We start from the raw sequence: 20,087 nt of genomic DNA on the forward strand, positions 1-20,087 counted from the left end.
AAAAGCATTTTGAAAAAAGAAATGTGAAATCGATTGGAGGGAAAGAGTGTGAGAAAGGCTATAAAAATAGTAACAATTGGTGGGGGCAGCAGCTATACACCAGAATTAATGGAAGGTTTTATTAAAAGATATGATGAAATGCCAATAAGTGAAATTTGGCTAGTAGATATTGAAGAGGGAAAAGAAAAAGTAGAAATAATAGGAAAACTTGCACAACGTATGTGGGATGCAACACCATATAATGTACAAGTATTCACAACCTTAGATAGGAGAGAAGCATTAAAAGGTGCAGATTTTGTAACAACACAATTTAGAGTTGGTTTACTGGATGCAAGAATTAAAGATGAAAGAATACCATCATTACATGGGATGTTAGGACAAGAAACTAATGGTGCTGGTGGAATGTTTAAAGCATTTAGAACAATTCCAGTAATAAGAGAAATTGTTGAAGACATGAAGGAATTGTGTCCAGTGGCATGGTTGATTAATTTTACTAATCCTAGTGGAATCATTACGGAAGCTGTAATTAAGCATTTCGGATGGAAAAAGTGTATTGGTTTATGTAATGTACCAGTTATAGCTATGATGAACGAACCAAAGGTTATTAGAAAAGAAACTTCAGAATTAAATTATCAATTTGCAGGATTAAATCATTTCCATTGGCATAAAGTGTTTGATACAGAAGGAAATGAAGTAACTGGACAGTTAATAGATCATATTAATGAAAAAAATGGGGGGACACCAGCTAATATTTTTCAAGCTGAATTTTCCTTAGAATTATTACATTCTATGAATTTACTGCCTTGTGGATATCATCGTTATTACTATGTAGAAAGAGAAATGCTTGAGCACAGCATAGAGGAATTCAAAAAAGGTGGAACACGTGCTGAGCAAATGAAAGAAGTGGAAGCATCTCTTTTTGAAATATATAAAAACCCAGATTTAAATAAAAAGCCTGAAGAAATTAATAAACGTGGCGGTGCATTTTATAGTGATGCGGCTTGTGAATGCATAAGTGCAATATATAATAACAAAGGAATTCATATGGTAGTAAGCACACAAAACAATGGAGCTATACCTTGTCTAAATTCAGATTCTATAGTTGAAATTTCATGTAGAATTTCTGCTAAAGGAGCAGAACCAATTGCATGGGGAGAAATGGGTTCATTTGAAAAAGGACATCTTCAAATTATGAAAGCAATGGAAGAATGTACAATAAATGCTGCGTTATTAGGGGATTATGGAATGGCATTACAAGCATTTACAATAAATCCATTGGTTCAAAAGGGAAGTGAAGCAAAACAAGTACTAGATGAATTATTGGTAGCACATGAAAAATATCTTCCACAATTTAAAGAAAAGATAGCTGCGTTAAAGAAACAAGGCGTGGCATCAAAAGATCCTGTAGTAATCGAGTTAATGAAAAATGGACATTAAAAGAGGGTTATTTGGAGCGACGAAAGAAGAAAAAGAAGCCTATATATTTACACTTGAAAATTCAAAAGGAATGAAAGCACAGGTGACAAATTATGGAGCAATACTAGTTTCGTTGTTTAGAGTTGTTTACAAAAAAAATGAGGAGGTTTCTGTATGGAACCACAGTTTTACCACAATAGTATTAATATAGATAACATTAAGTCACCGCTTTTCGATAAAGGAGAAGAATTTAAAACTACAACAATATATCAGTTTTTATAGATAAATTATAAATATTTTAGAAGATTTAAGTTTGTCAAAGGCGATTAAAATAAATGCGGAGGTTTTACGACATAAATCTACTGAAAAACATAAAAAAATAGTTGCTGGAAAGCAGGCTATACCCACCAGATAGGAAGAAGATTTAATTTTTAAATTATCTTTTTTCTACTGGTGGGTTTTTGTTTGAAAAATTTCAATAAAATATGTATTTAGTTGAAAAAATAGTAAAGTGTTTTAGGAATTTTGATATTTATTATCTTACTATTATACCAATTGTAATGTTATGAATTCTAAAAAAATTAATTTGTTGAGGAGGAAAAAATTATGGATTACAAAAAAATTGCATCCACGATTTTAGAAAAAAGTAGGTGGAGAAAAAAATGTTATATCAGTAGGACATTGTGCTACGCGTTTACGTTTTAACTTAAAAAATGATAAAAAGGCAGATACAGAATTTCTTCAAAATCTTAAGGGTGTTGTTGGAGTTGTAAATAAAGGCGGGCAATATCAAGTTGTCATTGGTAGTGATGTTAAAAATGTTTATAAACAACTTTTAGAGTTAGGATCATTCAATAATAATGATGTGTCTAGTGAAAAAGGAGAAGATAAGGGTATTATAACAAAGGCCTTAGATACGATTGCGGGTATATTCTTTCCAATTGTTCCCGCACTAACTGGTGCTGGTATGTTAAAAGCTGTAATGGCTATAGCAGTTGCACTTGGATGGCTTTCTTCTAAATCAAGCACATACCAATTTATAAACTATATTGGTGATACTGCTTTCTACTTTTTACCAATATTACTAGCAAATTCTGCTGCAAAGAAATTTAAATGTAACGAATATGCGGCAATGGCTATTGGTGGTGTATTATTACATCCAACATTTACTACAATGGTGGCTAATGCGAAAAAAGCAGGAGAAGGATTACAGCTTTTAGGGTTACCAGTTTCCTTGGTTTCTTATGGATCCTCAGTTGTTCCTATTATTTTAGCTGTTTGGTTTATGTCTTATGTTGAGAGATTGGCAGATAAAATTATTCCAGGTACTATTAAATTATTCGGTGTGCCATTACTTACTTTAATGATTGTAGCACCAGTAACTTTAATTGCTATTGGTCCATTAGGAAATATCTTAGGCGTAGGATTAGGAGCAGGAGTTACTTTCTTAAATGCATATGCTAGCTGGCTTGTTCCTCTATTAGTAGGTGCATTAACTCCATTAATGGTTATGACTGGAATGCATTATGGATTAATTCCAATTGGAATTAACATGCTTGCAACAACAGGATATGATACAGTAGCAGGTCCAGGAATGATGGTTTCAAATATTGCTCAAGGTGGAGCTTCACTTGCAGTAGCAATACGTGCAAAAAACAAAGATGTAAAACAACTTGCAGGTTCGGTATGGATTACAGCAGTTCTAGGTATTACAGAGCCAGCTATGTATGGTATTAGTTTAAGATTCAAAAAGCCATTATATGCTGCCATGATTGGTGGAGGTGCTGCTGGTCTATTCATAGGTGTTATGGGTGTTGGAAGATATGCTCAGGTTGCACCAGGGTTACTTGCATTACCAAGTTTTATTGGACAAGATGGATTTGCTAATGTAATATATGCAGCTATTGGATGTGCTATTGCGTTTATAGTTTCATTTATTGCTTCTTTTATGCTTGGAATAGACGAACCAGAGCAAGATACAAAAGGATCAGGAGACAAAGCTGAAGTGGTAATAGATGTGGCTTCAAGTGGTGTTATCTATGCTCCTATTAAAGGAAGAACAGTAGATCTTAAAGAAGTTAGTGATCCAGTTTTTGCTGATGGTATTATGGGTCAAGGTGTAGCAATTATACCAGAGGAAGGAGCTGTTTATGCCCCAGTAGATGGTGTGGTTTCAGCATTGTTTGACACTAAGCATGCTATTGGAATTACTGGTGATGATGGTGTGGAAATACTAATTCACATTGGTATAGATACAGTTAAAATGAATGGACGTTGTTATACAGCTCATATTCAAAAAGATCAAAAAGTAAAAAAAGGTGATAAGTTATTAGAATTTGATATGAAGGCAATTAAAGAAGAAGGTTATGATCTAATTACTCCTGTTCTTATTTTGAACTCTTCTGATTATGCTGAAGTTTTAGGTATAACTGATAAAGATATTAAGGTAGGAGATGCTTTAATCAAAATAGCAAAATAAAACCTTCTTATTAAAGATATTAAATAATATGGTTTCGGTTGTTGTGAATCCAATAATGAGACAACAATCGATCCAACTAATTAGGAAATATATAACCTGAAGTTAACTATAAAAGATAGAAATAATATTATTACTACATCATTAAAAAAATGAAAGAGGGTTTGAAGATGAGTTTTTCAAAAGATTTCTTATGGGGTGGAGCAACGGCAGCCAATCAATATGAAGGCGCATATTTATCAGGAGGCAGTGGATTAAGTACTCTTGATGTTCTTACTGTAGGAAGCCATACAAATCCACGTAAGGTAATTTTAAAAACTAAAGAAGGTGAAATAAAAGAAGCAGGAAGACTTGATGCTCTTCCAGAAGGAGCTGTAGGATACATAGATTTAGATACATATTATCCAAGCCATAAAGCTGTTGATTTTTATGGACATTTTAAAGAAGATATTAAATTGTTTGCTGAAATGGGCTTTAAATGCTTTAGAATGTCTATAAGCTGGACAAGAATTTGTCCTAAAGGAACTAAAGAATTAAATGAAGAAGGCTTAAAATTTTATGATGAAGTATTTGATGAATTATTAAAATACGGAATTGAGCCTATCGTTACAATAAATCATTTTGACGTTCCAATGTACCTTGCTGACAATTATGACGGATGGTCAAGCAGAGAAGTAGTTGATTATTATGTATTCTTCTGCGAAATGATCTTTAATAGGTATAAGGATAAAGTTAAACATTGGATGACGTTTAACGAAATAAATTTTCTTAGATGCTGGGTTCATATTGGTATACACAATACTGATGATCAGACTAAATATCAAGCAGTTCATCATTTATTTGTAGCTAGCGCAAAAGCTGTTAAGCTAGGTCATGAGATTAATCCAGATTTCAAAATAGGAACTATGGTAGCGTATATTCCTAGCTATCCAATGACCTGCAAACCAGAAGATGTTATGAAAAATCTAGTGTTCCAAAGACAAGTAGAATTCTACCTAGATGTTCAATGCAAGGGATATTACCCTGCTAATAAGATTAAAGAATTTGAAAGAAAAGGAATTACGATAAAGAAAGAGCAAGGGGACGATGAAATAATCAAGAAAGGTATCGCAGATTACATTGGCTTTAGCTACTATATGTCTACGGCATCAACAACAGATAAAAATGCAGAAAAGACAGGTGGAAATAATATGATGGCATATAAAAATCCATATCTAGAAGTATCGGATTGGGGCTGGTCAGTTGATCCACTAGGATTACGTATTTCGTTATGCCAAATGTATGAACGCTATAATATTCCATTATTTGTAGTTGAAAATGGTTTTGGAGCTGTTGACCAAGTAGAAGTTGATGGTTCAATTAATGATGACCATAGAATTGATTACTTAAAGGAACATATCAAAGCTATGAAAGATGCAGTTGAATTAGATGGTGTTGATTTAATGGGATATACTCCATGGGGATGTATTGATTTAGTATCTTGGAGTACAGGAGAAATGAAAAAACGTTATGGTTTCATTTATGTAGACATGGATGATGCAGGAAATGGAACTCTTAATCGTAGCAAGAAAAAATCCTTTGAGTGGTATAAACAGTGTATTGAATCCAATGGAGAAGAATTATGAAGAAAATGAATATTGAAATTGTAGAGCTTGAAGAAAATTATGAAAAGTCTGAGTTCTGTGGTGTGTTCCGCTATAATCCTATGAAGGAAGGTAATATAAAGATTGCTCCAAATTATTTTGTAAAGCAGATGGAAGGTAAACTTGAACTTCGTACTGAAGAAGAGCAGCAAAAGCTTATGGAAGAACATTGCTCACAGTATACAACAGATAGAGTAGTTTGTTACTGTAATTCTTGTTTAAGAGGTGTTAAGCAAGGTGTGGGAAATGGTGTTCATTTAATGGATTTAATTATGCAGACTGCTTAAATAATTAATTGTTTATTTTTTAGGAGGTATTAGGTATGACAAAAAAATATATAGTGTTTACTAGTGAGTATGCAAGTGCAGCGAGATATATAGCAAAGGAACTAGAAAAAAAGCTTGGAATAAAATTTTATGGTGAAGAAGATTTATTGATTAGGACTGCAAAGGAATCTGGAATTGATGAGAAAGTTTTAAGTGAATATGATGAAAAACTTGCAAATAGTAAGTTTGATGAAACTTTACAGTCGAATGAACTTGATTTAGGACTTAAGATTTATAATGCATACTCAGATACTATTTTGAAAATAGTTGAGGAAGGTCATTGTATTCTTATGGAAAGAGGTGCAGATATAGTCTTAAGGGGTAAGGTAGATTTTTAAAATGTATATGTTTATAGCAAAGATATGGATAAAAAAGTAGACCGATGCGAAAGAGTTGTTGGAATTCCAAAGAAAGATGCACCTGAGTACATTGATAGACAAGTTATGCAGAGAAAAATTTACTACAGTACATTTTCGAGCATTGAAAGAGGCAAGATGAGTGAATATGATTTATGTATTAATACTGATACATTTACTGTAGATTCCTTAGGAATGGAAAAGTGTGCTGAAATAGTAAAAGCAGCTTTATAAAGTGAAACTTGATTTAGGTGGAGGATTCCAGCTAAATCTTAGTTGAACTAATCCAGGAGCGTGCAGCCGTTATCTCACATTGATAAAAGTAGATATTTCAAATTTAAAACTCGGAATAGTCACGTTCACAGTGCACGTGTAAGTTTTACGGATGCTAGCTATCGGATAAATATTTAAAAAATACTTATGCTTCAAATCATGGCGCTAAGTATTTTTAATAAGGGGATAATTGTAATGATAATATTAATGTATGTAAGTATTATATTAATTGCCACCATTTCAGGTGCAACTTCTGGTCTTGGCGGAGGGGTAATAATTAAACCATTATTTGATATGATTGGTTATCATAATGCAGCTGCAATAGGATTTTACTCATCAGTTGCTGTTTTTACCATGAGTATTGTATCAATAATTACACAATTGAAAAATGGTTTTATTTTTCAATTAAAGACTGTTTTATGGATATCTATTGGTTCGCTAATCGGGGGAGTAGCAGGAGAAGGGGTTTTTAATAGAGTTGCTTCTTCTTATGAAAATAGTGTTGTTAAAGTCATTCAAGCATCTTTACTTGCAATTATTTTAATTTGTATATTAATTTATACAATAAATAAAGATAAAGTTAGATCTTTTCATTTAAAAAATTTCCTTTCTATATTCTTAGTTGGTTTTTTCTTAGGTTCAATTTCAGTCTTTTTAGGAATAGGAGGAGGACCATTAAATGTTGCTCTTTTGATGCTTCTGTTTTCTTATACGATTAAGGATGCGACAATTTATTCAATTGCTACTATTTTCTTTGCACAAATATCAAAATTAAGCAGTGTAATAATTTCAAATAAATTATTTGAATATGATTTATCTTTAATCCCATTTATGTGTGTCTCAGCAGTTATTGGAGGGTTTATAGGTACCTTAATTAATCTGAGATTAGAGGAAAGAAAAATTGAAAAATTTTATATATTTCTAATTGGATTATTATTGATTATATCTGGATATAATGTAATTACAAATTTATAATTTGGGATGGTTTTGTTCAATTTAATATACTCATTTGGAGGTAAGTTATGGAGGGAGAAAGTAATATTTATAATCTTAACCTAGAAGAGAAAAATAACAGGAATAGGACTATTAGCTATAGCAATTTCATTATATTAGCAATTACTCCCATAGTTTATGGAATATATAGATATAGAAAAATCAATAAAAAGATAGAGAAGGTAGTTTATAAATAAAAAAGGCTCAACACATATTTTATAAGGCAGTGCAAAATGAACTGCCTTATTTTTAGTCTGCCAATGCTGAATAGCAAATTAGCAGGGATTAATTTTATTGTTTATGGAATATTAAAATGTATAATCTTCTCCATCATCTGGGATCAATACATTGGAAGATATTCCTTTTTCATTAACAAAATTCTTTAATTCTTCTCTTGATAATGTCCAATGGTTTACAGCTTCCATGTGGCTAGCAATAATTTTTGCATTAGGAGCAGCCTTATGAACTTCATAAACATCTTCTTTTCCCATAATTACTGGATCGTAGTCAGTAAACTTATTACGTCCAGCATTTAAAACAATAACCTCTGGTTTATGAGTATCAATTTCTTCTTTTACACCATCATACCATATAGTATCACCAGCTACATATAAAGTTTTTTCAGTGGAGTGTTCGAAGACAATACCACATACGTTACCAGCAGATTTTAGCATTTCACCGCTTCCATGATGGCCTTTTGTTTTAGTTAATTTAATATCATCAAAACTTGTGTCTTCAGTTAAAACTTCTATATTTTTAAAGCCAGCATCTTTTAATTCTTTAGCATCTATTTCGTCTTGAACAAACATTTTCATATCTTTAGGTAAGATTTCTTTGGCAGCATCATCAAAGTGATCAGGATGTAAATGAGTTATTATTACTGCATTGACATTAATAACTTCATTAATTGATATTGGCAAGCTAACTAAAGGATTATTTTGGTCTTGTCTTGGTGCATCTGGGAGGCCAAGACGTGGTCCGAATGGTGGATAACTACCTTTGTCTGCTAAAATTGGATCAATCAAAAATTTTTTACCTGCATATTCAATTATTATTGTAGCATTTCTAATTTGTTTAATATTCATATTTATATACTCCTTTTTAACTATAAAAAAATTTAATATATCTGTTGATATAAATTAACGCTTTTTATTTCAAGCAGAAAAATATTGTTATTTGTTCTCTTCTCTTGATTTCATCATTAAATGTTCAGTTATCCCTTCCATATATAAACTAGGTATAGTACCTACTTGAATGTAACCAATTTTTTTATAAAGTCTTTCTGCATCTGGATTAAAATCTGCAACTACTAAAAATATTTTACTGTAATCTTTCAAACAACTATCCTCAAAGAACTTTAATAGGGTTTTACCTGTTCCTTGATTACGACTTTCTTGCTTTACTGCAACAATATGCAGATAGGGGAATGAATGAAATATTCCATCCAAAATGATCCATATGAATCCTTTATAATTTTGATTAATATCCATAGCAATGTATATTTCTTCTTTAGCAAATCCTTCTTCTAATGCAGTTCTAGCACTTCCTTTTTTAGGAAAATATCTTATCCCTAGTTCAGAATTTACTAATGTATCTTCACAATCATTTATATAATCTATACTTCCCTTTACTATTTTTATTTTCATATGACACCTCTTTCTTAAATTTTATTAACTATATGAAGTATAATTTATTACGCAAAAAAATTACAACTGTTCACGTATTCTATTCAATAGTGCAAGATTGGGAATTTTAAAATATTTATCATACACTTAGTGTAAAGTCCGTAAAAGTCTTTCGGCAGAATATAATTTAGTAACTTTCTATATAACCTCATTATAACTTAATAGTTCCATACGTGTTGATACTCCTTGGAGTGCAATTTGGTGTGTAGGCTCATTTAACGTTGTGCAGCAGTCAGATAGTATTTTTACACTATATTTTTCTGCATTTTTAGAAATAGCGGTAAAAACAACACAATTTTGTGTCATCATTCCACATACAAGAATTTCTTCTACTTCAAGCTGTGATAATACTTCATCTAATTTAGTCTTATGAAAACTATCTGCAAAGGTCTTAATAACTTTCATTGCATTTGGAGCAGCTTTTAATATTCTTGGATGAATTTCTACTCCTTCCGTGCCTTCATTAAAAAAGGGCGAACTACTATCTGCAATATGTTGAATTAAAACTACTGGGATATTAGTAGCAGTTGCTTTTTCAACAGCTTTTTCCACATTATTTAAAGTATTTTCGGCATTCCACAGAGGGAATTTTCCATTTTTAAAGTAATCATTTTGTATATCAATAACTATAAGAGCTTTTTTCATTTTTATAACCTCCTGAATTTAACATCATTTTATGTTTTGAAAAGTATACTATTTCATCTAAATCATTCAAATTTTATTACTACAATTAGTTCATGAACCCTTGTTGTATTAATAATAGCATGGATTATTGTATTGTGAAATTACCCACTTTTTCGTGTGTATTATATAATATTTCGAGTTACCGCTCCGCTGATTGATGTACAACTAGTCGAAACAGCAATTCTCTATTAACTACACGACTAAAGAACTACAACAGTCGGTTATAAAGGATGAGAGGTCGAAAAACAAAAAAATGTTTTCCTCCTACTCGATTCTCCTAAAAATACTGAAATTCAGAATTATTCAGTTTGTTATATATAGAATTGATCTACATTTTTATAGTATAGGTTAATGATATGATCCAAAGTAATTTCTTTCATTTTATGTTCAGCAGTTTCTTGGATTTCATCATAATATTTCTGTAATGAAAGCTGAATATTCATACCCACACCACAATCAGGATTGGTTTGCGTATCAAGGTGCAATAGAGGCTTGGTACCTTCTACGGCACGATAGAGATCTAGAAGTGTGATATCAGCAGGTTCTTTTGCTAACGATGGTTTAGCGTGCCCAGTAACACTGTTTAGTAAACCGGCTTCTCGTAATTTCATCATGATTTGTCTTACGCATCCAGGATTTGTCTGAATGCTCTTGGCGATAGCTGTACTGCTTAAATCATAACTTGGATTAATTTTAATAAAAACTAATATGTGTACTGCATGACTTAGTTTGGTTGAATATTTCATAAAAGTAATACTCCTTTATGTTAAAATATTATTAACAGCTACTTGAGTTTATAGAAGTGTGATGCTACACTGAAGTTGCTGTTAATTAGATTTTATCAGCAATAGAAAAAGAAGTCAAGGTAGCTAATAAAAAAATTTACTTAAGAAAGGAAGAGTGATTAAATGTGATTAAAATAAAAGAAAATTTATGGACTTATGTTTCTAACTATAGTCAGATTAATTCTTCTAAGCTCAGTGACAAACAGTATAACTTTATTATTGGCAGGTGCTTTGATGTATTATACAATTTTGAATAATACTATTTTAAGTGGAGTAGGAACCATCTAATGGACTCCAGACACCTTTCACACATTATCATTTTTAATTCTGATATTTTTATTTTCTAACTTATTTTTGACAAGCTGTTCATGATAAAAGAAATTCACATACTTTACTCCAGCTGCTTTACAATAAATATCAATATCTTTGGATAAAAGTTCCCAATAATTCATGTCTTTCTTAATATAAATTTCTTTATACTTGTCTATAAAGTGAGGATATTTCTCCTCAATATAGTTTAGGATTCTATACTTATAATCCCCTCTTAAATTTAGATTTTCAAACCAATACTCATTAACATAATCTTTACTTGTTTCTATAATACTTTTAAAATCGGTAATGTATGGAAATATTGGAGACATAAATAACACAACATAAATGCCGTTTTCGTGTAGTGTCTTTAGAGTGTTTAGTCTGTCTTTTATACTACTAGCACGATCCATATCATTTTTAAAGTCTTCGTCTAATGTATTAATAGAAATTGCTACTGTAAGATTTTTTATTTGTTTTAGAATATCAATATCTCTTAGTATTAATTTTGATTTTGTAACAATACCTAAAATTACATTTGAACCTTTAAATTGCTCTAAAATTCCTCTAGTGATTTGGTATTTAGCTTCTAGAGGGTTATAGCAGTCAGTTACTGAGGACAGTGAAACTGTCTTATTCTCTAATTTTTTTATATTTATTTTATTATCACAAACTTTAACATCTATAAATGATCCCCAATCTTCTTGATTGTGATTTGTAAATCTCTTCATAAAGCTTGCATAGCAGTATTTACATGCGTGAGGGCAGCCTACATAAGGATTTATAACATAATCATAAGTAGGGAGATTAGATTTTGATACATAGTTTTTTACTTCTTTTATATTTTCTTTTATCATGGAAGTTTCTCCTTTACAAAACAATTTATTTGCGAAAGTCTTTTGGAAGTTCTTGAATCATATTTTCTTCACCTACGATGTCTGCACGATATCCTTTCATAAAAACGGGAATATTTTTTGCTTTAGTTTATTTAGTTAGGTGTTATCTTAAAACGATTGTTAATTCCCTTTGCATAGCAATAATTACAGCCTACTGTACATCCGTTTACAGAATTCAAACCTCGAATTAGTTTTTCTATATCACAAATTTTCATAGCTTTATTCCTCTTGTTTTTGCTTTAAATTTTTTAATATTCTTGATAAATAGTTTTCAAGCTGTAGTATTTCATCATCACTAAAACCATCATAATAAATTTCGTTCATTTGAGATGAGACTTCATCATATTTATTTTTTAGTTTTTTAGCTTTTTCTGTTAAAACAATCAAAACTTTTCTTCTATCTGTTTTGGTGAATGTTCTATTGACAAGCTCTGCTGATTCCATTCGGTCAAGCATACTTGTAAGTGTAGTTAATGCCAATCCAGTCTTTTTGGATAATTCTTTTATAGGAATTGAATCTTCTTGCCAAAGTATGTATAAAATTCTTCCTTGAGGACCATTAAAATCATCTATTTTGTTTCTAACAAGTATTTTTTCGAAAATTCTTCCGCTAATTTGTTTTATTTGTGAAATAAAAAAACCACCTTGTGTATTATTTAACACTGATATCATTCCTTTTTTTATATATTATTTAACATAAATATTATTACTGTTATTTAGGATATTACTATATGGTAGTAATTGTGTCAAGACTAATTATAATAACAATAACAATTTCTATTTTAGATATTAAACATAATTTTTTTAATAAATGAATTTTTAAAGATTTGTTTATTAAATAGCTATTGACACGATATATTACTATATGGTAGTATTCTATATAGTAATATATTCGAAGGTAATATTACTGCATAACAATTTGCAAAAATAAATAAGGTGGTGCAATTGAATGAATAATATTCAAGCAATTAAATTAAGTAATGATCTAATGAACAAAGCGGACGTTGTATATCTATCAACGGTAACTAGTAATAATGCCCCAGAAACAAGAGCATTATTAAATCTTAGAAATGTTAATCAATATCCAGACTTGGTTAATATGTTTGACGAAAATGAATCTAGTTTAGTAACATATGTAACAACCAATACATCATCATCTAAGATGAAAAGTATAATGGAGAATCGTAAAATATGTTTATATTACTGCAAAGCAGATGAACAAAGAGGTCTTATGCTTACTGGAGAAGCAGAGGTAGTAACTGATATGGAAATAAAAAAGGTCCTATGGCATGATATGTGGAAAATATTTTTTCCGGGTGGAGTTACAGATCCAGATTATACAATAATTCGTTTGAGTGCAGTTACTGCTAAGGGATATGATAAAATACAAACATACAACTTAGAATTTAAAGGAAAGTAATTGACTGCCAATAATTTAAACTTAATATGAGTGAATTCGGAAACTAACCCTTAATGTGAAAATATTTCAATTAAATGAAGTTAGATTGTAGAACCATTAAAAAGTGTTCACGACTTACTAGTTATAATATAAAAAGCTTAAAAAAGGGCATCGCCACTTAATTCTGTGGCGATGCCCTTATCATGGTAATCGTAAATAATAGGAATTTCGTCCATACAAATTGGGATACCATCGTCATCTACTTTGATTGGAGGCTCATATTTAAATTTACCTAACCCTTTTTTATTTAAAGGAATTATGGCCGTTATATTCCAAGCATCTAATAGGTCATAAGTAGGGTTATTATCATGAGCACCATCTCCAAGAAATTTATCGAACTTGAACATCGGATAAAGGTTACTTCTACTGCTTTAGTTAGACTTGTTACCATAAAACACAATAGTAACGTGTTTGCATCATATATCTGTTGGACATGATATTTCAAACATAGTATCCATTGTCTTGTGTAGTAAATTTGCCCTCTCATTATCTGATAATTTATAATAGACTTCTTTCCCTGCACGCCTGCTGACAATCAAACCGTTATTTCTCAAGATGCGTAGATGATGTGAAACAGCAGGATCACTCATTCTCATGGTTGCAGCTATGTTGGAGACGCACTCTTCGCTGTGACATAAAAGCCAAAGAATACGCAGACGCGTACCATCACCAAGTTGTTGGAAAGAAGTGGCTACTTCTTGAAATTGTTCTATTTGGGGCATCTTATCTAATATCTTATCTATATTCTGCCCATGATCATGGGGTAAATTATAATGTGCCATGATTTCCACTTCCTTTGACGCTTATTTTTCTCAATGATAATTCAGAAATCAGACTTTGTCAAATGTTATAATCTATATGTGTATAAATACAATAATGGGAAAGTAAAATACAATATAATTTTGTAATCTACATTCCCAGTTACAAATGAAGATGCACCTCCAATACCACCGAAAAAACTAAAAGGTATAGAAATAACAAGTGCACACGAACAGCTTATAACAAGGAAAGTTAATGAGCTTGTAATCCAGTCTGCCCACATAGGTTCAAGTCCAATTGCAGACATTTGTATAATTGGTGGTATAATAGCGAGTAACAATGCACCTATGCACACAATTGGAGTATAGTATTTTGCAAACCTAGTGATGAAGTTTTCTGACTGGGATTTTTTCACCGGGTTGTACAACAATTAATGTTCCTATAGCTACTTCATCTGGATCCACTTGTACAAGTTTACCATGTTTCTCAATATTAGCATAATAAGGACGTATATCCATTAAAGCTGAAATATTTTACGGCTTTTCCGACGGCATAGCTTTCGAAAAGTTCTCCCAACTGATATTGTCTTAGCGTGAGTTTTGTCGACAATGTTGGCGATACACCAGCCTAGTCTCCGATATTACTCAGGGTTAAGCGAAATTTAATTTCACCTCTACGATTTAGGTTATTTTAGTTTGCGTAATATAACCTTGCATTTAAAACCCAATTTAGATTGTTTTAAAAAAATTGAAATACTAAAATGCATTGACAAATTAAATATGAAATGATAGCATGGGCATCAAATGGCATCAAATTATTAATTCAGCGACTGAATGTTTTCAAGGTTACTGTAGTAATAAGATAAATTGAATAGTGAAAGGAATTGAAAAAATGTTAGATAACACGGATAGGCGTATTTTGGCAGAACTGTCTCGAAACAGCCGTATAACTATGAAAGAGTTGGGAGAGAAGGTTCATTTGACAGGGCAAGCAGCCTCAACTAGGGTTGCAAAATTAGAGGATAATGGCGTTATTGAGGGATATACTATTAAAGTTAATCAAGCGAAATTGGGTTACTCTATTCACGTAATGATAAATATCTATACGAAAAGCGAGTATCATCAACCCTATCTGTCATTCATAAGCTCACAAGTAGAATATATAATGCTTAACTATAAAATCAGCGGAGACGGGTGTTATCTTCTTGAATGCAAATTTCCATCTAACGAGCTGTTAGATAAATTCTTGATAGACTTAAACAATTATGTAAATTATAAATTAACTGTTATTATTAACGAAACAACCCAAAACAGGCAATTCCCATAGCGAGACAATTCCTGTTTTATGTTGTTCCTAAAATTTTGTTATTTTAAAATGTGTATTCTTCTTCAACTTCATACCATATAGTATTTCCTGCTACATATAAAACTTTTTCAGTTGGATGCTTAAAGACAACGCCACATACATTAAATTTCTATATTTTTAAAACCAGCGTCTCTTTTTTTTTCTTTGATTTACATATATTTTATACTATTACCAATGAACAGATACATAGATAAAATCAAGTCTTTTTGCAGTTTTACTTGAATAATGAAAGAAGTTGAAAAATATTTATAGAATCAACTATTCCAAAATCATCATCAATAATCATTATCTTTATACCACTATTATTCATGTATTACCCCTACCTCATTAACCGGTATGTTGTATTTGTTTCCCCGAATTTTTATCATAAAATATAATTTCTTTGTTTTCTTTATATGCCCCTAAAGTTATTATACGCTCCTCATCCCTTTCACTGGCTAATCGCAAAACTTTTTCATGGTGATACAATTGTTTAGGGACAATCCGGCTAAAACTCGCTTATCCGAGTTATCTAACATTTTTTAATTACCTTCATTATTCAAGTTATATAGCCAAAAGACTTGATTTTATCCATGTAAAAGTCTCTATATAAAGTATAAACTATATATAGAACCAAAAGAAAAGGAGCTGTAATTATGAATATTAGACAAATTCGAAATGCTACAATAGTAGTTCAATATGCGGGAAAAAAGTTTTTAATTGATCCAGTTTTAGCAGATAAGGGTACTTACCCACCTTTCGGACCGCGTATGGGCTATCCCGATGCAATACGACAAGATCAATTTAATCCTTTAGTTAGCTTGCCAAGATCAATTGATGAAATTATAAATGTAGATGCTGTTATTGTCACGCATCTACATTTAGACCACTTTGATGATGCTGCTAAAGAAATTTTACCAAAAGGTATAAAAATGTTTGTACAAAATGAAGAAGATGCAAAAGAAGTTAGAAAGGCTGGTTTTCAAAATGTTGATGTTTTACAAGAAAATACATTTTTTGAAGATATCCAATTAATTAAAACAAAAGGCGAGCACGGAAGAGGAGAAATATTAAAAGTTGCTGGTGAAGTATGTGGAGTAATCTTTAAACATCCCAAAGAAAAAACACTATATCTAGCTGGTGATACTGTATGGTATAAAGCCGTTAAGGAAGTAATCGAAACGTACATACCAGAAGTCATTGTTGTAAATGGTGGAGATAATCAATTCCTGATAGGCGGCTCTCTCATTATGGGAAAAGATGATATCTATGAAGTACATAAAGCTGCCCCTAACGTAAAAATTATTGTCAGCCATATGGAAGCTATGAATCATTGGACATTATCAAGAAAAGAACTAAAAAGCTTTATTAATGAAAAAAGTATGTCTTCAAATGTTTTAGTGCCAGATGACGGAGAGGATTACACATTTTAAAATAACAAAAATTTTCTAATAAATAAAAAACACCAGATGAAATATTAGCATACAATATATCTGATAGTTTGAGGCAAGGGAAAAATGGTTATATGTTGAATTTATTGGGTAAGAAGTATAATGCCAAAAGCTACGTTAATAATCTATATTGCCAAGGGTTACACGGATGTTAATTTACATTAATTTACTTTTATTCTTTATTTATGCTATAATTAGTTAGAAATATGAATAAAAATAAGGAGTGGAAAAATGAAAAAATCACTAAAAAAAATCCTTTCATGTCTATTATTATTTGTAGTAATGGCTTTTACGTTTTCTGGCAATACTTTTGCTATAACCAATTCTACATCAGCAATGGTACAAGCTAGTTCTTTATCAAAATTAAGTAACAACTATCCTATAGTAATGGTACACGGTCTATTTGGTTGGGGAAATGATGAACTCTTTGGAGTAAACTATTGGGGTGGAAAAGAAAGTTTAAAAGACCTTTTAACTAAGAAAGGTTATACTGTTTACACTCCAACTATAGGTTCTATATCTAGCAATTGGGATAGAGCTTGTGAATTGTATGCTTATTTAAAGGGCGGCACTGTAGATTATGGCTATGCTCATTCTAGCAAAGCTGGTCACGAACGTTTTGGTAGAACTTATCCTGGTGTTTATCCTGAATGGGGTACTACTGATGCAGGTGATATTAAAAAGATTCATTTAATTGGTCATAGCATGGGTGGTCAAACCATTAGAGTTTTAGCTCAATTGTTAGAAAATGGAGATAAAGATGAAATAAATTGCAATAAAGATAGTACTAGCCCCTTATTTATAGGAAATAAACATTGGATTGATAGTATTCTTACTATAGCAACACCTCATGATGGAAGCCAAGAAGATAATAAACAAAGTAACCTTGAACCTTTTACCCATGACTTTTTTGCTGCAATGGCTAGTAATGCAGGAATATTAAATTCAGATAATCCTTGCTTTGATTTCAAAATGGATCAATGGGGACTAAAGAAACAATCTGATGAATCCTATGAAAGTTATTATAAAAGAATTTTTAATAGTAACATTTGGAAAGAAACTAAAGATTTAAGTATTTGGGACTTATCCCAAGAGGGTTCTAAGGAATTAAATAGTTGGGTTAAAGTTCAAAAGGACATTTACTATTTCTCTATAGCCTGTGTAGATACACATAAGGGGTTACTTACACAGTATCAAATACCTAATATTAATATGAACCCACTACTTTTAAAATCCTCCATTTTCATGGGACAATATACCAACTCGACCTATGGCGAAGTACAAGTTGATAAGAGTTGGTGGAGAAATGATGGTATAGTAAGTGTAATATCTGCTATTGGCCCTCATGAAGGCTCTCAGGATAAAATAGTTAGATATGACGCTAATGCTACCACTGAAAGAGGGGTTTGGAACTACATGGGCGAGATTAATAATATAGATCATGTTGAAGTAGTGAAACAATCTGAACCTAGATACCATAAATATCTTCAAAATAAATTTATTGAGTTGGCAAATATGTTAACTAAATTGGATAAGTAATGCATAAAGCATAGCCATAATTTAAGAACAAATTCTCCCTACAATCGAGTATAAATGTTACCCACAGCCACTAGTTAGAGAAAACTAGTTTCAGGCTTTTTTCTTTATGATATTATTAGTATTATTAGTTTAGCTAAAAGTGAAAATTCAATTATAGAAATTTAATTTTATTAAAGCTCCTAATTGAACTATTAAGTATTTGAAAATGGATATCCTTTAAGATTTGAGTATAAAAATACTGCATTCGGGTGGGGGCCTTAATGCAGTATTTTAAATGAATTAGTTAATTAGTTGTAAGGATTGGTATATTTTAATTATAGACTATTTTTTAGCTCTTATTCAATACATATTTGAAAATAAAAGGAATCTAAGAAAGTTTACAGAAGTATTGAGTTATAGGGGATGATATTATGGGTTTCAGAATAAGAAAAAGTTTTGGTACTAAAGGTTTTAAAATAAATGTAGGTAAAAAAGGTATTTCGTCTGCAAGCTTAAAAATAGCTCCAGGACTTACTATTAATTAAAAAAGAGGCACGACTATTGGGGTACCAGGCACAGGCATAAGTTATAATACTGGTGGCAAGAAAAAAGTTAAGAATGTAGTAAGTAGAAAATCAGTTGCGCAAGCTACTAATAATGTAACGGCAGCTGAAAAGAAAGCAATTTATCAACAAAGGCTTACCGATATGAAAGCCAAAACTGAAATTAGAAAAGAATATAATAGAAAATTTAAAGAATTTACTGGTGGGTATAATAAAAAAGCTATTATAGCAATTATTATTTCGTTTGTATTATGCGTAACGCCTTTATGGCCATTAGGACTATTGTTGTCTATTCCTTTATTAGCTTGGCTCGCAATTGATACAATTATAAAAATAATTAAATTTAATAAATACTTAAAGAATCTTAATGGAATACAGTAATGTAATAAGTTAATGTCCTAGGTTAGAGAAATCTAGCTTCAGGGCTTTTTTTATTTAATTCACTTATTTTAAAGTCAATGCTAAAATTGTATGATTATAACTAATATGGTGCTATATAAAAGAAAAAAAGAATATAAGGGGGCATAATTTTGGAAATTAAATCTATGAATAAATCTTATAAAAAGGGGTGGACTTGGCTAATTGCTATTGCAATGGTTATAAGTATGGCTACTGGGTGCAGTAATAATGAGGCAAAAGTTAAAACTGATGCTAAAGCTGTAACTGAATCGTCTAACTCTAAAACTACAGCACCGAAAAGTGAGGTAGCCAAAACAGAAAAAAACACCATAAAAACTGATGCCTTTATATATGCCAAGAAGGTTGATATTACTGATGCTAGAGACATTACCAAGCACGTGCAGCCACAGTATTTATGAGTGATGAGTTAACCCCAGGATTAGCAGTTCAACACGTTTTAAATCAGTCCTATGACTTTTTACAACAAGCCGACCTTAAGGGTACAGATACTGTCACTATCGGAGTTATGCAGGGAGATATGAGGCTCTTTCAATGCACAGTAACTATGAAAAAGTTTGCTCCCAACGATTCTGTTAGTATGTCTGATGTGGTTCTTAAGGCCTCTAAGGTAGAAAAAATGACCCCACAAGTTGAAGAATTTGCAAAGGTAACAGGATGGACGATACTAAAATAAATTTGTATACATAGTTTATAAAAAATTGTTAGCCTTCCAATAAAGGATATTATTTTAA

General features: G+C 31.2%; 23 protein-coding genes and 2 pseudogenes. 15 read left to right on the forward strand and 10 right to left on the reverse strand.

The window, feature by feature from the left end; genetic code table 11:
• Window positions 1–48: 48 nt before the first annotated feature.
• The 8 genes and pseudogenes from KPL54_RS15670 to KPL54_RS15710 all read left to right on the forward strand — a co-directional run bounded on the left by KPL54_RS15670 (window position 49) and on the right by KPL54_RS15710 (window position 7,680).
• Window positions 49–1,437: a 6-phospho-beta-glucosidase gene (locus tag KPL54_RS15670; protein ID WP_216107447.1), complete on the forward strand. Its 1,389-nt coding sequence runs from the start codon at window positions 49–51 to the stop codon at window positions 1,435–1,437.
• On the forward strand, window positions 1,427–1,627 hold the full coding sequence (locus KPL54_RS15675) for a hypothetical protein (RefSeq protein WP_216107448.1): 201 nt from the start codon (window positions 1,427–1,429) through the stop codon (window positions 1,625–1,627). Before KPL54_RS15670 ends, KPL54_RS15675 begins: the two co-directional genes overlap by 11 nt.
• Window positions 1,628–2,083: 456 nt before the next feature.
• Complete coding sequence (locus tag KPL54_RS15680; RefSeq protein WP_309245394.1) at window positions 2,084–3,895, forward strand: beta-glucoside-specific PTS transporter subunit IIABC; 1,812 nt, start codon at window positions 2,084–2,086, stop codon at window positions 3,893–3,895.
• 167 nt (window positions 3,896–4,062) lie between these two features.
• Entirely contained in the window at window positions 4,063–5,517 is a 1,455-nt protein-coding gene (locus KPL54_RS15685; protein WP_216107449.1) for a glycoside hydrolase family 1 protein, read from the forward strand.
• The gene (locus KPL54_RS15690) at window positions 5,514–5,822 is read left to right on the forward strand and encodes a hypothetical protein (RefSeq protein ID WP_216107450.1); all 309 of its coding nucleotides are present in this window, start codon (window positions 5,514–5,516) and stop codon (window positions 5,820–5,822) included. Before KPL54_RS15685 ends, KPL54_RS15690 begins: the two co-directional genes overlap by 4 nt.
• A gap of 35 nt (window positions 5,823–5,857) precedes the next feature.
• Window positions 5,858–6,451: pseudogene (locus tag KPL54_RS26115) on the forward strand (cytidylate kinase-like family protein).
• A 234-nt stretch (window positions 6,452–6,685) separates the two neighbouring features.
• Window positions 6,686–7,465, forward strand: a complete 780-nt coding sequence (locus KPL54_RS15705) for a sulfite exporter TauE/SafE family protein (protein ID WP_216107453.1) — start codon at window positions 6,686–6,688, stop codon at window positions 7,463–7,465.
• 47 nt (window positions 7,466–7,512) lie between these two features.
• Window positions 7,513–7,680 (forward strand): hypothetical protein, encoded by a 168-nt coding sequence (locus KPL54_RS15710; protein WP_216107454.1) that lies wholly within the window; start codon window positions 7,513–7,515, stop codon window positions 7,678–7,680.
• 111 nt (window positions 7,681–7,791) lie between these two features.
• Here the strand turns inward: KPL54_RS15710 and KPL54_RS15715 are convergent, their stop codons facing one another.
• From KPL54_RS15715 to KPL54_RS15740, 7 genes are all read right to left on the reverse strand, one after another.
• Window positions 7,792–8,568 carry an MBL fold metallo-hydrolase gene (locus tag KPL54_RS15715; RefSeq protein ID WP_216107455.1) on the reverse strand — a complete coding sequence of 259 codons (777 nt, stop codon included), beginning with the start codon at window positions 8,566–8,568 and terminating at the stop codon, window positions 7,792–7,794.
• Between the two features lie 87 nt (window positions 8,569–8,655).
• Complete coding sequence (locus KPL54_RS15720; protein ID WP_216107456.1) at window positions 8,656–9,129, reverse strand: GNAT family N-acetyltransferase; 474 nt, start codon at window positions 9,127–9,129, stop codon at window positions 8,656–8,658.
• 177 nt (window positions 9,130–9,306) lie between these two features.
• Window positions 9,307–9,813 (reverse strand): cysteine hydrolase family protein, encoded by a 507-nt coding sequence (locus tag KPL54_RS15725; RefSeq protein ID WP_216107457.1) that lies wholly within the window; start codon window positions 9,811–9,813, stop codon window positions 9,307–9,309.
• A gap of 350 nt (window positions 9,814–10,163) precedes the next feature.
• Window positions 10,164–10,598 carry an Rrf2 family transcriptional regulator gene (locus KPL54_RS15730; protein ID WP_216107458.1) on the reverse strand — a complete coding sequence of 145 codons (435 nt, stop codon included), beginning with the start codon at window positions 10,596–10,598 and terminating at the stop codon, window positions 10,164–10,166.
• 344 nt (window positions 10,599–10,942) lie between these two features.
• Entirely contained in the window at window positions 10,943–11,803 is an 861-nt protein-coding gene (locus KPL54_RS15735) for a radical SAM protein (protein WP_071613658.1), read from the reverse strand.
• Window positions 11,804–11,934: 131 nt separating this feature from the next.
• Window positions 11,935–12,057: a hypothetical protein gene (locus KPL54_RS26550; RefSeq protein WP_268037572.1), complete on the reverse strand. Its 123-nt coding sequence runs from the start codon at window positions 12,055–12,057 to the stop codon at window positions 11,935–11,937.
• A gap of 4 nt (window positions 12,058–12,061) precedes the next feature.
• Complete coding sequence (locus KPL54_RS15740; protein ID WP_224616895.1) at window positions 12,062–12,505, reverse strand: MarR family transcriptional regulator; 444 nt, start codon at window positions 12,503–12,505, stop codon at window positions 12,062–12,064.
• Window positions 12,506–12,791: 286 nt separating this feature from the next.
• On the opposite strand from KPL54_RS15740, the gene KPL54_RS15745 reads away from it, so the two are divergent.
• A complete protein-coding gene (locus KPL54_RS15745; RefSeq protein WP_216107459.1) occupies window positions 12,792–13,262 on the forward strand; it encodes a pyridoxamine 5'-phosphate oxidase family protein in 471 nt (156 codons plus the stop codon).
• Between the two features lie 137 nt (window positions 13,263–13,399).
• Here KPL54_RS15745 and KPL54_RS15750 read toward each other — a convergent pair whose 3' ends face one another.
• The 3 genes and pseudogenes from KPL54_RS15750 to KPL54_RS15760 form a co-directional block, all read right to left on the reverse strand.
• On the reverse strand, window positions 13,400–13,648 hold the full coding sequence (locus tag KPL54_RS15750; RefSeq protein WP_071613655.1) for a hypothetical protein: 249 nt from the start codon (window positions 13,646–13,648) through the stop codon (window positions 13,400–13,402).
• 69 nt (window positions 13,649–13,717) lie between these two features.
• Complete coding sequence (locus KPL54_RS15755; RefSeq protein WP_216107460.1) at window positions 13,718–14,083, reverse strand: ArsR/SmtB family transcription factor; 366 nt, start codon at window positions 14,081–14,083, stop codon at window positions 13,718–13,720.
• A gap of 146 nt (window positions 14,084–14,229) precedes the next feature.
• Window positions 14,230–14,642 (reverse strand): annotated as a pseudogene (locus KPL54_RS15760) (P-type ATPase); the annotation flags it as partial.
• Window positions 14,643–14,933: 291 nt separating this feature from the next.
• On the opposite strand from KPL54_RS15760, the gene KPL54_RS15765 reads away from it, so the two are divergent.
• From KPL54_RS15765 to KPL54_RS15790, 6 genes are all read left to right on the forward strand, one after another.
• Window positions 14,934–15,386 (forward strand): Lrp/AsnC family transcriptional regulator, encoded by a 453-nt coding sequence (locus tag KPL54_RS15765; RefSeq protein WP_309245392.1) that lies wholly within the window; start codon window positions 14,934–14,936, stop codon window positions 15,384–15,386.
• A 674-nt stretch (window positions 15,387–16,060) separates the two neighbouring features.
• Window positions 16,061–16,837 carry an MBL fold metallo-hydrolase gene (locus tag KPL54_RS15770; protein ID WP_216107461.1) on the forward strand — a complete coding sequence of 259 codons (777 nt, stop codon included), beginning with the start codon at window positions 16,061–16,063 and terminating at the stop codon, window positions 16,835–16,837.
• Between the two features lie 249 nt (window positions 16,838–17,086).
• Window positions 17,087–18,394 (forward strand): esterase/lipase family protein, encoded by a 1,308-nt coding sequence (locus KPL54_RS15775; RefSeq protein WP_216107462.1) that lies wholly within the window; start codon window positions 17,087–17,089, stop codon window positions 18,392–18,394.
• 686 nt (window positions 18,395–19,080) lie between these two features.
• Window positions 19,081–19,317, forward strand: a complete 237-nt coding sequence (locus KPL54_RS15780) for a hypothetical protein (protein WP_216107463.1) — start codon at window positions 19,081–19,083, stop codon at window positions 19,315–19,317.
• A gap of 149 nt (window positions 19,318–19,466) precedes the next feature.
• On the forward strand, window positions 19,467–19,754 hold the full coding sequence (locus tag KPL54_RS15785; protein ID WP_216107464.1) for a hypothetical protein: 288 nt from the start codon (window positions 19,467–19,469) through the stop codon (window positions 19,752–19,754).
• The gene (locus tag KPL54_RS15790; protein ID WP_216107465.1) at window positions 19,751–20,029 is read left to right on the forward strand and encodes a hypothetical protein; all 279 of its coding nucleotides are present in this window, start codon (window positions 19,751–19,753) and stop codon (window positions 20,027–20,029) included. Before KPL54_RS15785 ends, KPL54_RS15790 begins: the two co-directional genes overlap by 4 nt.
• Window positions 20,030–20,087 lie beyond the last annotated feature (58 nt).

This window comes from Clostridium estertheticum, from assembly GCF_018861295.1.
Lineage (GTDB): Bacteria > Bacillota > Clostridia > Clostridiales > Clostridiaceae > Clostridium_AD > Clostridium_AD estertheticum_D.

Bases quoted from the DNA above. Each gene is read 5' to 3' on its own strand.
- KPL54_RS15770 (WP_216107461.1), top strand. From the start codon at position 16,061: ATGAATATTAGACAAATTCGAAATGCTACAATAGTAGTTCAATATGCG.
- KPL54_RS15675 (WP_216107448.1), top strand. From the start codon at position 1,427: ATGGACATTAAAAGAGGGTTATTTGGAGCGACGAAAGAAGAAAAAGAA.
- KPL54_RS15710 (WP_216107454.1), top strand. From the start codon at position 7,513: ATGGAGGGAGAAAGTAATATTTATAATCTTAACCTAGAAGAGAAAAAT.
- KPL54_RS26550 (WP_268037572.1), bottom strand. From the start codon at position 12,057: ATGAAAATTTGTGATATAGAAAAACTAATTCGAGGTTTGAATTCTGTA.
- KPL54_RS15755 (WP_216107460.1), bottom strand. From the start codon at position 14,083: ATGGCACATTATAATTTACCCCATGATCATGGGCAGAATATAGATAAG.
- KPL54_RS15775 (WP_216107462.1), top strand. From the start codon at position 17,087: ATGAAAAAATCACTAAAAAAAATCCTTTCATGTCTATTATTATTTGTA.
- KPL54_RS15720 (WP_216107456.1), bottom strand. From the start codon at position 9,129: ATGAAAATAAAAATAGTAAAGGGAAGTATAGATTATATAAATGATTGT.
- KPL54_RS15725 (WP_216107457.1), bottom strand. From the start codon at position 9,813: ATGAAAAAAGCTCTTATAGTTATTGATATACAAAATGATTACTTTAAA.
- KPL54_RS15745 (WP_216107459.1), top strand. From the start codon at position 12,792: ATGAATAATATTCAAGCAATTAAATTAAGTAATGATCTAATGAACAAA.
- KPL54_RS15730 (WP_216107458.1), bottom strand. From the start codon at position 10,598: ATGAAATATTCAACCAAACTAAGTCATGCAGTACACATATTAGTTTTT.
- KPL54_RS15685 (WP_216107449.1), top strand. From the start codon at position 4,063: ATGAGTTTTTCAAAAGATTTCTTATGGGGTGGAGCAACGGCAGCCAAT.
- KPL54_RS15750 (WP_071613655.1), bottom strand. From the start codon at position 13,648: ATGTTCAAGTTCGATAAATTTCTTGGAGATGGTGCTCATGATAATAAC.
- KPL54_RS15715 (WP_216107455.1), bottom strand. From the start codon at position 8,568: ATGAATATTAAACAAATTAGAAATGCTACAATAATAATTGAATATGCA.
- KPL54_RS15790 (WP_216107465.1), top strand. From the start codon at position 19,751: ATGAGTGATGAGTTAACCCCAGGATTAGCAGTTCAACACGTTTTAAAT.
- KPL54_RS15735 (WP_071613658.1), bottom strand. From the start codon at position 11,803: ATGATAAAAGAAAATATAAAAGAAGTAAAAAACTATGTATCAAAATCT.
- KPL54_RS15780 (WP_216107463.1), top strand. From the start codon at position 19,081: ATGAAAGCCAAAACTGAAATTAGAAAAGAATATAATAGAAAATTTAAA.
- KPL54_RS15705 (WP_216107453.1), top strand. From the start codon at position 6,686: ATGATAATATTAATGTATGTAAGTATTATATTAATTGCCACCATTTCA.
- KPL54_RS15690 (WP_216107450.1), top strand. From the start codon at position 5,514: ATGAAGAAAATGAATATTGAAATTGTAGAGCTTGAAGAAAATTATGAA.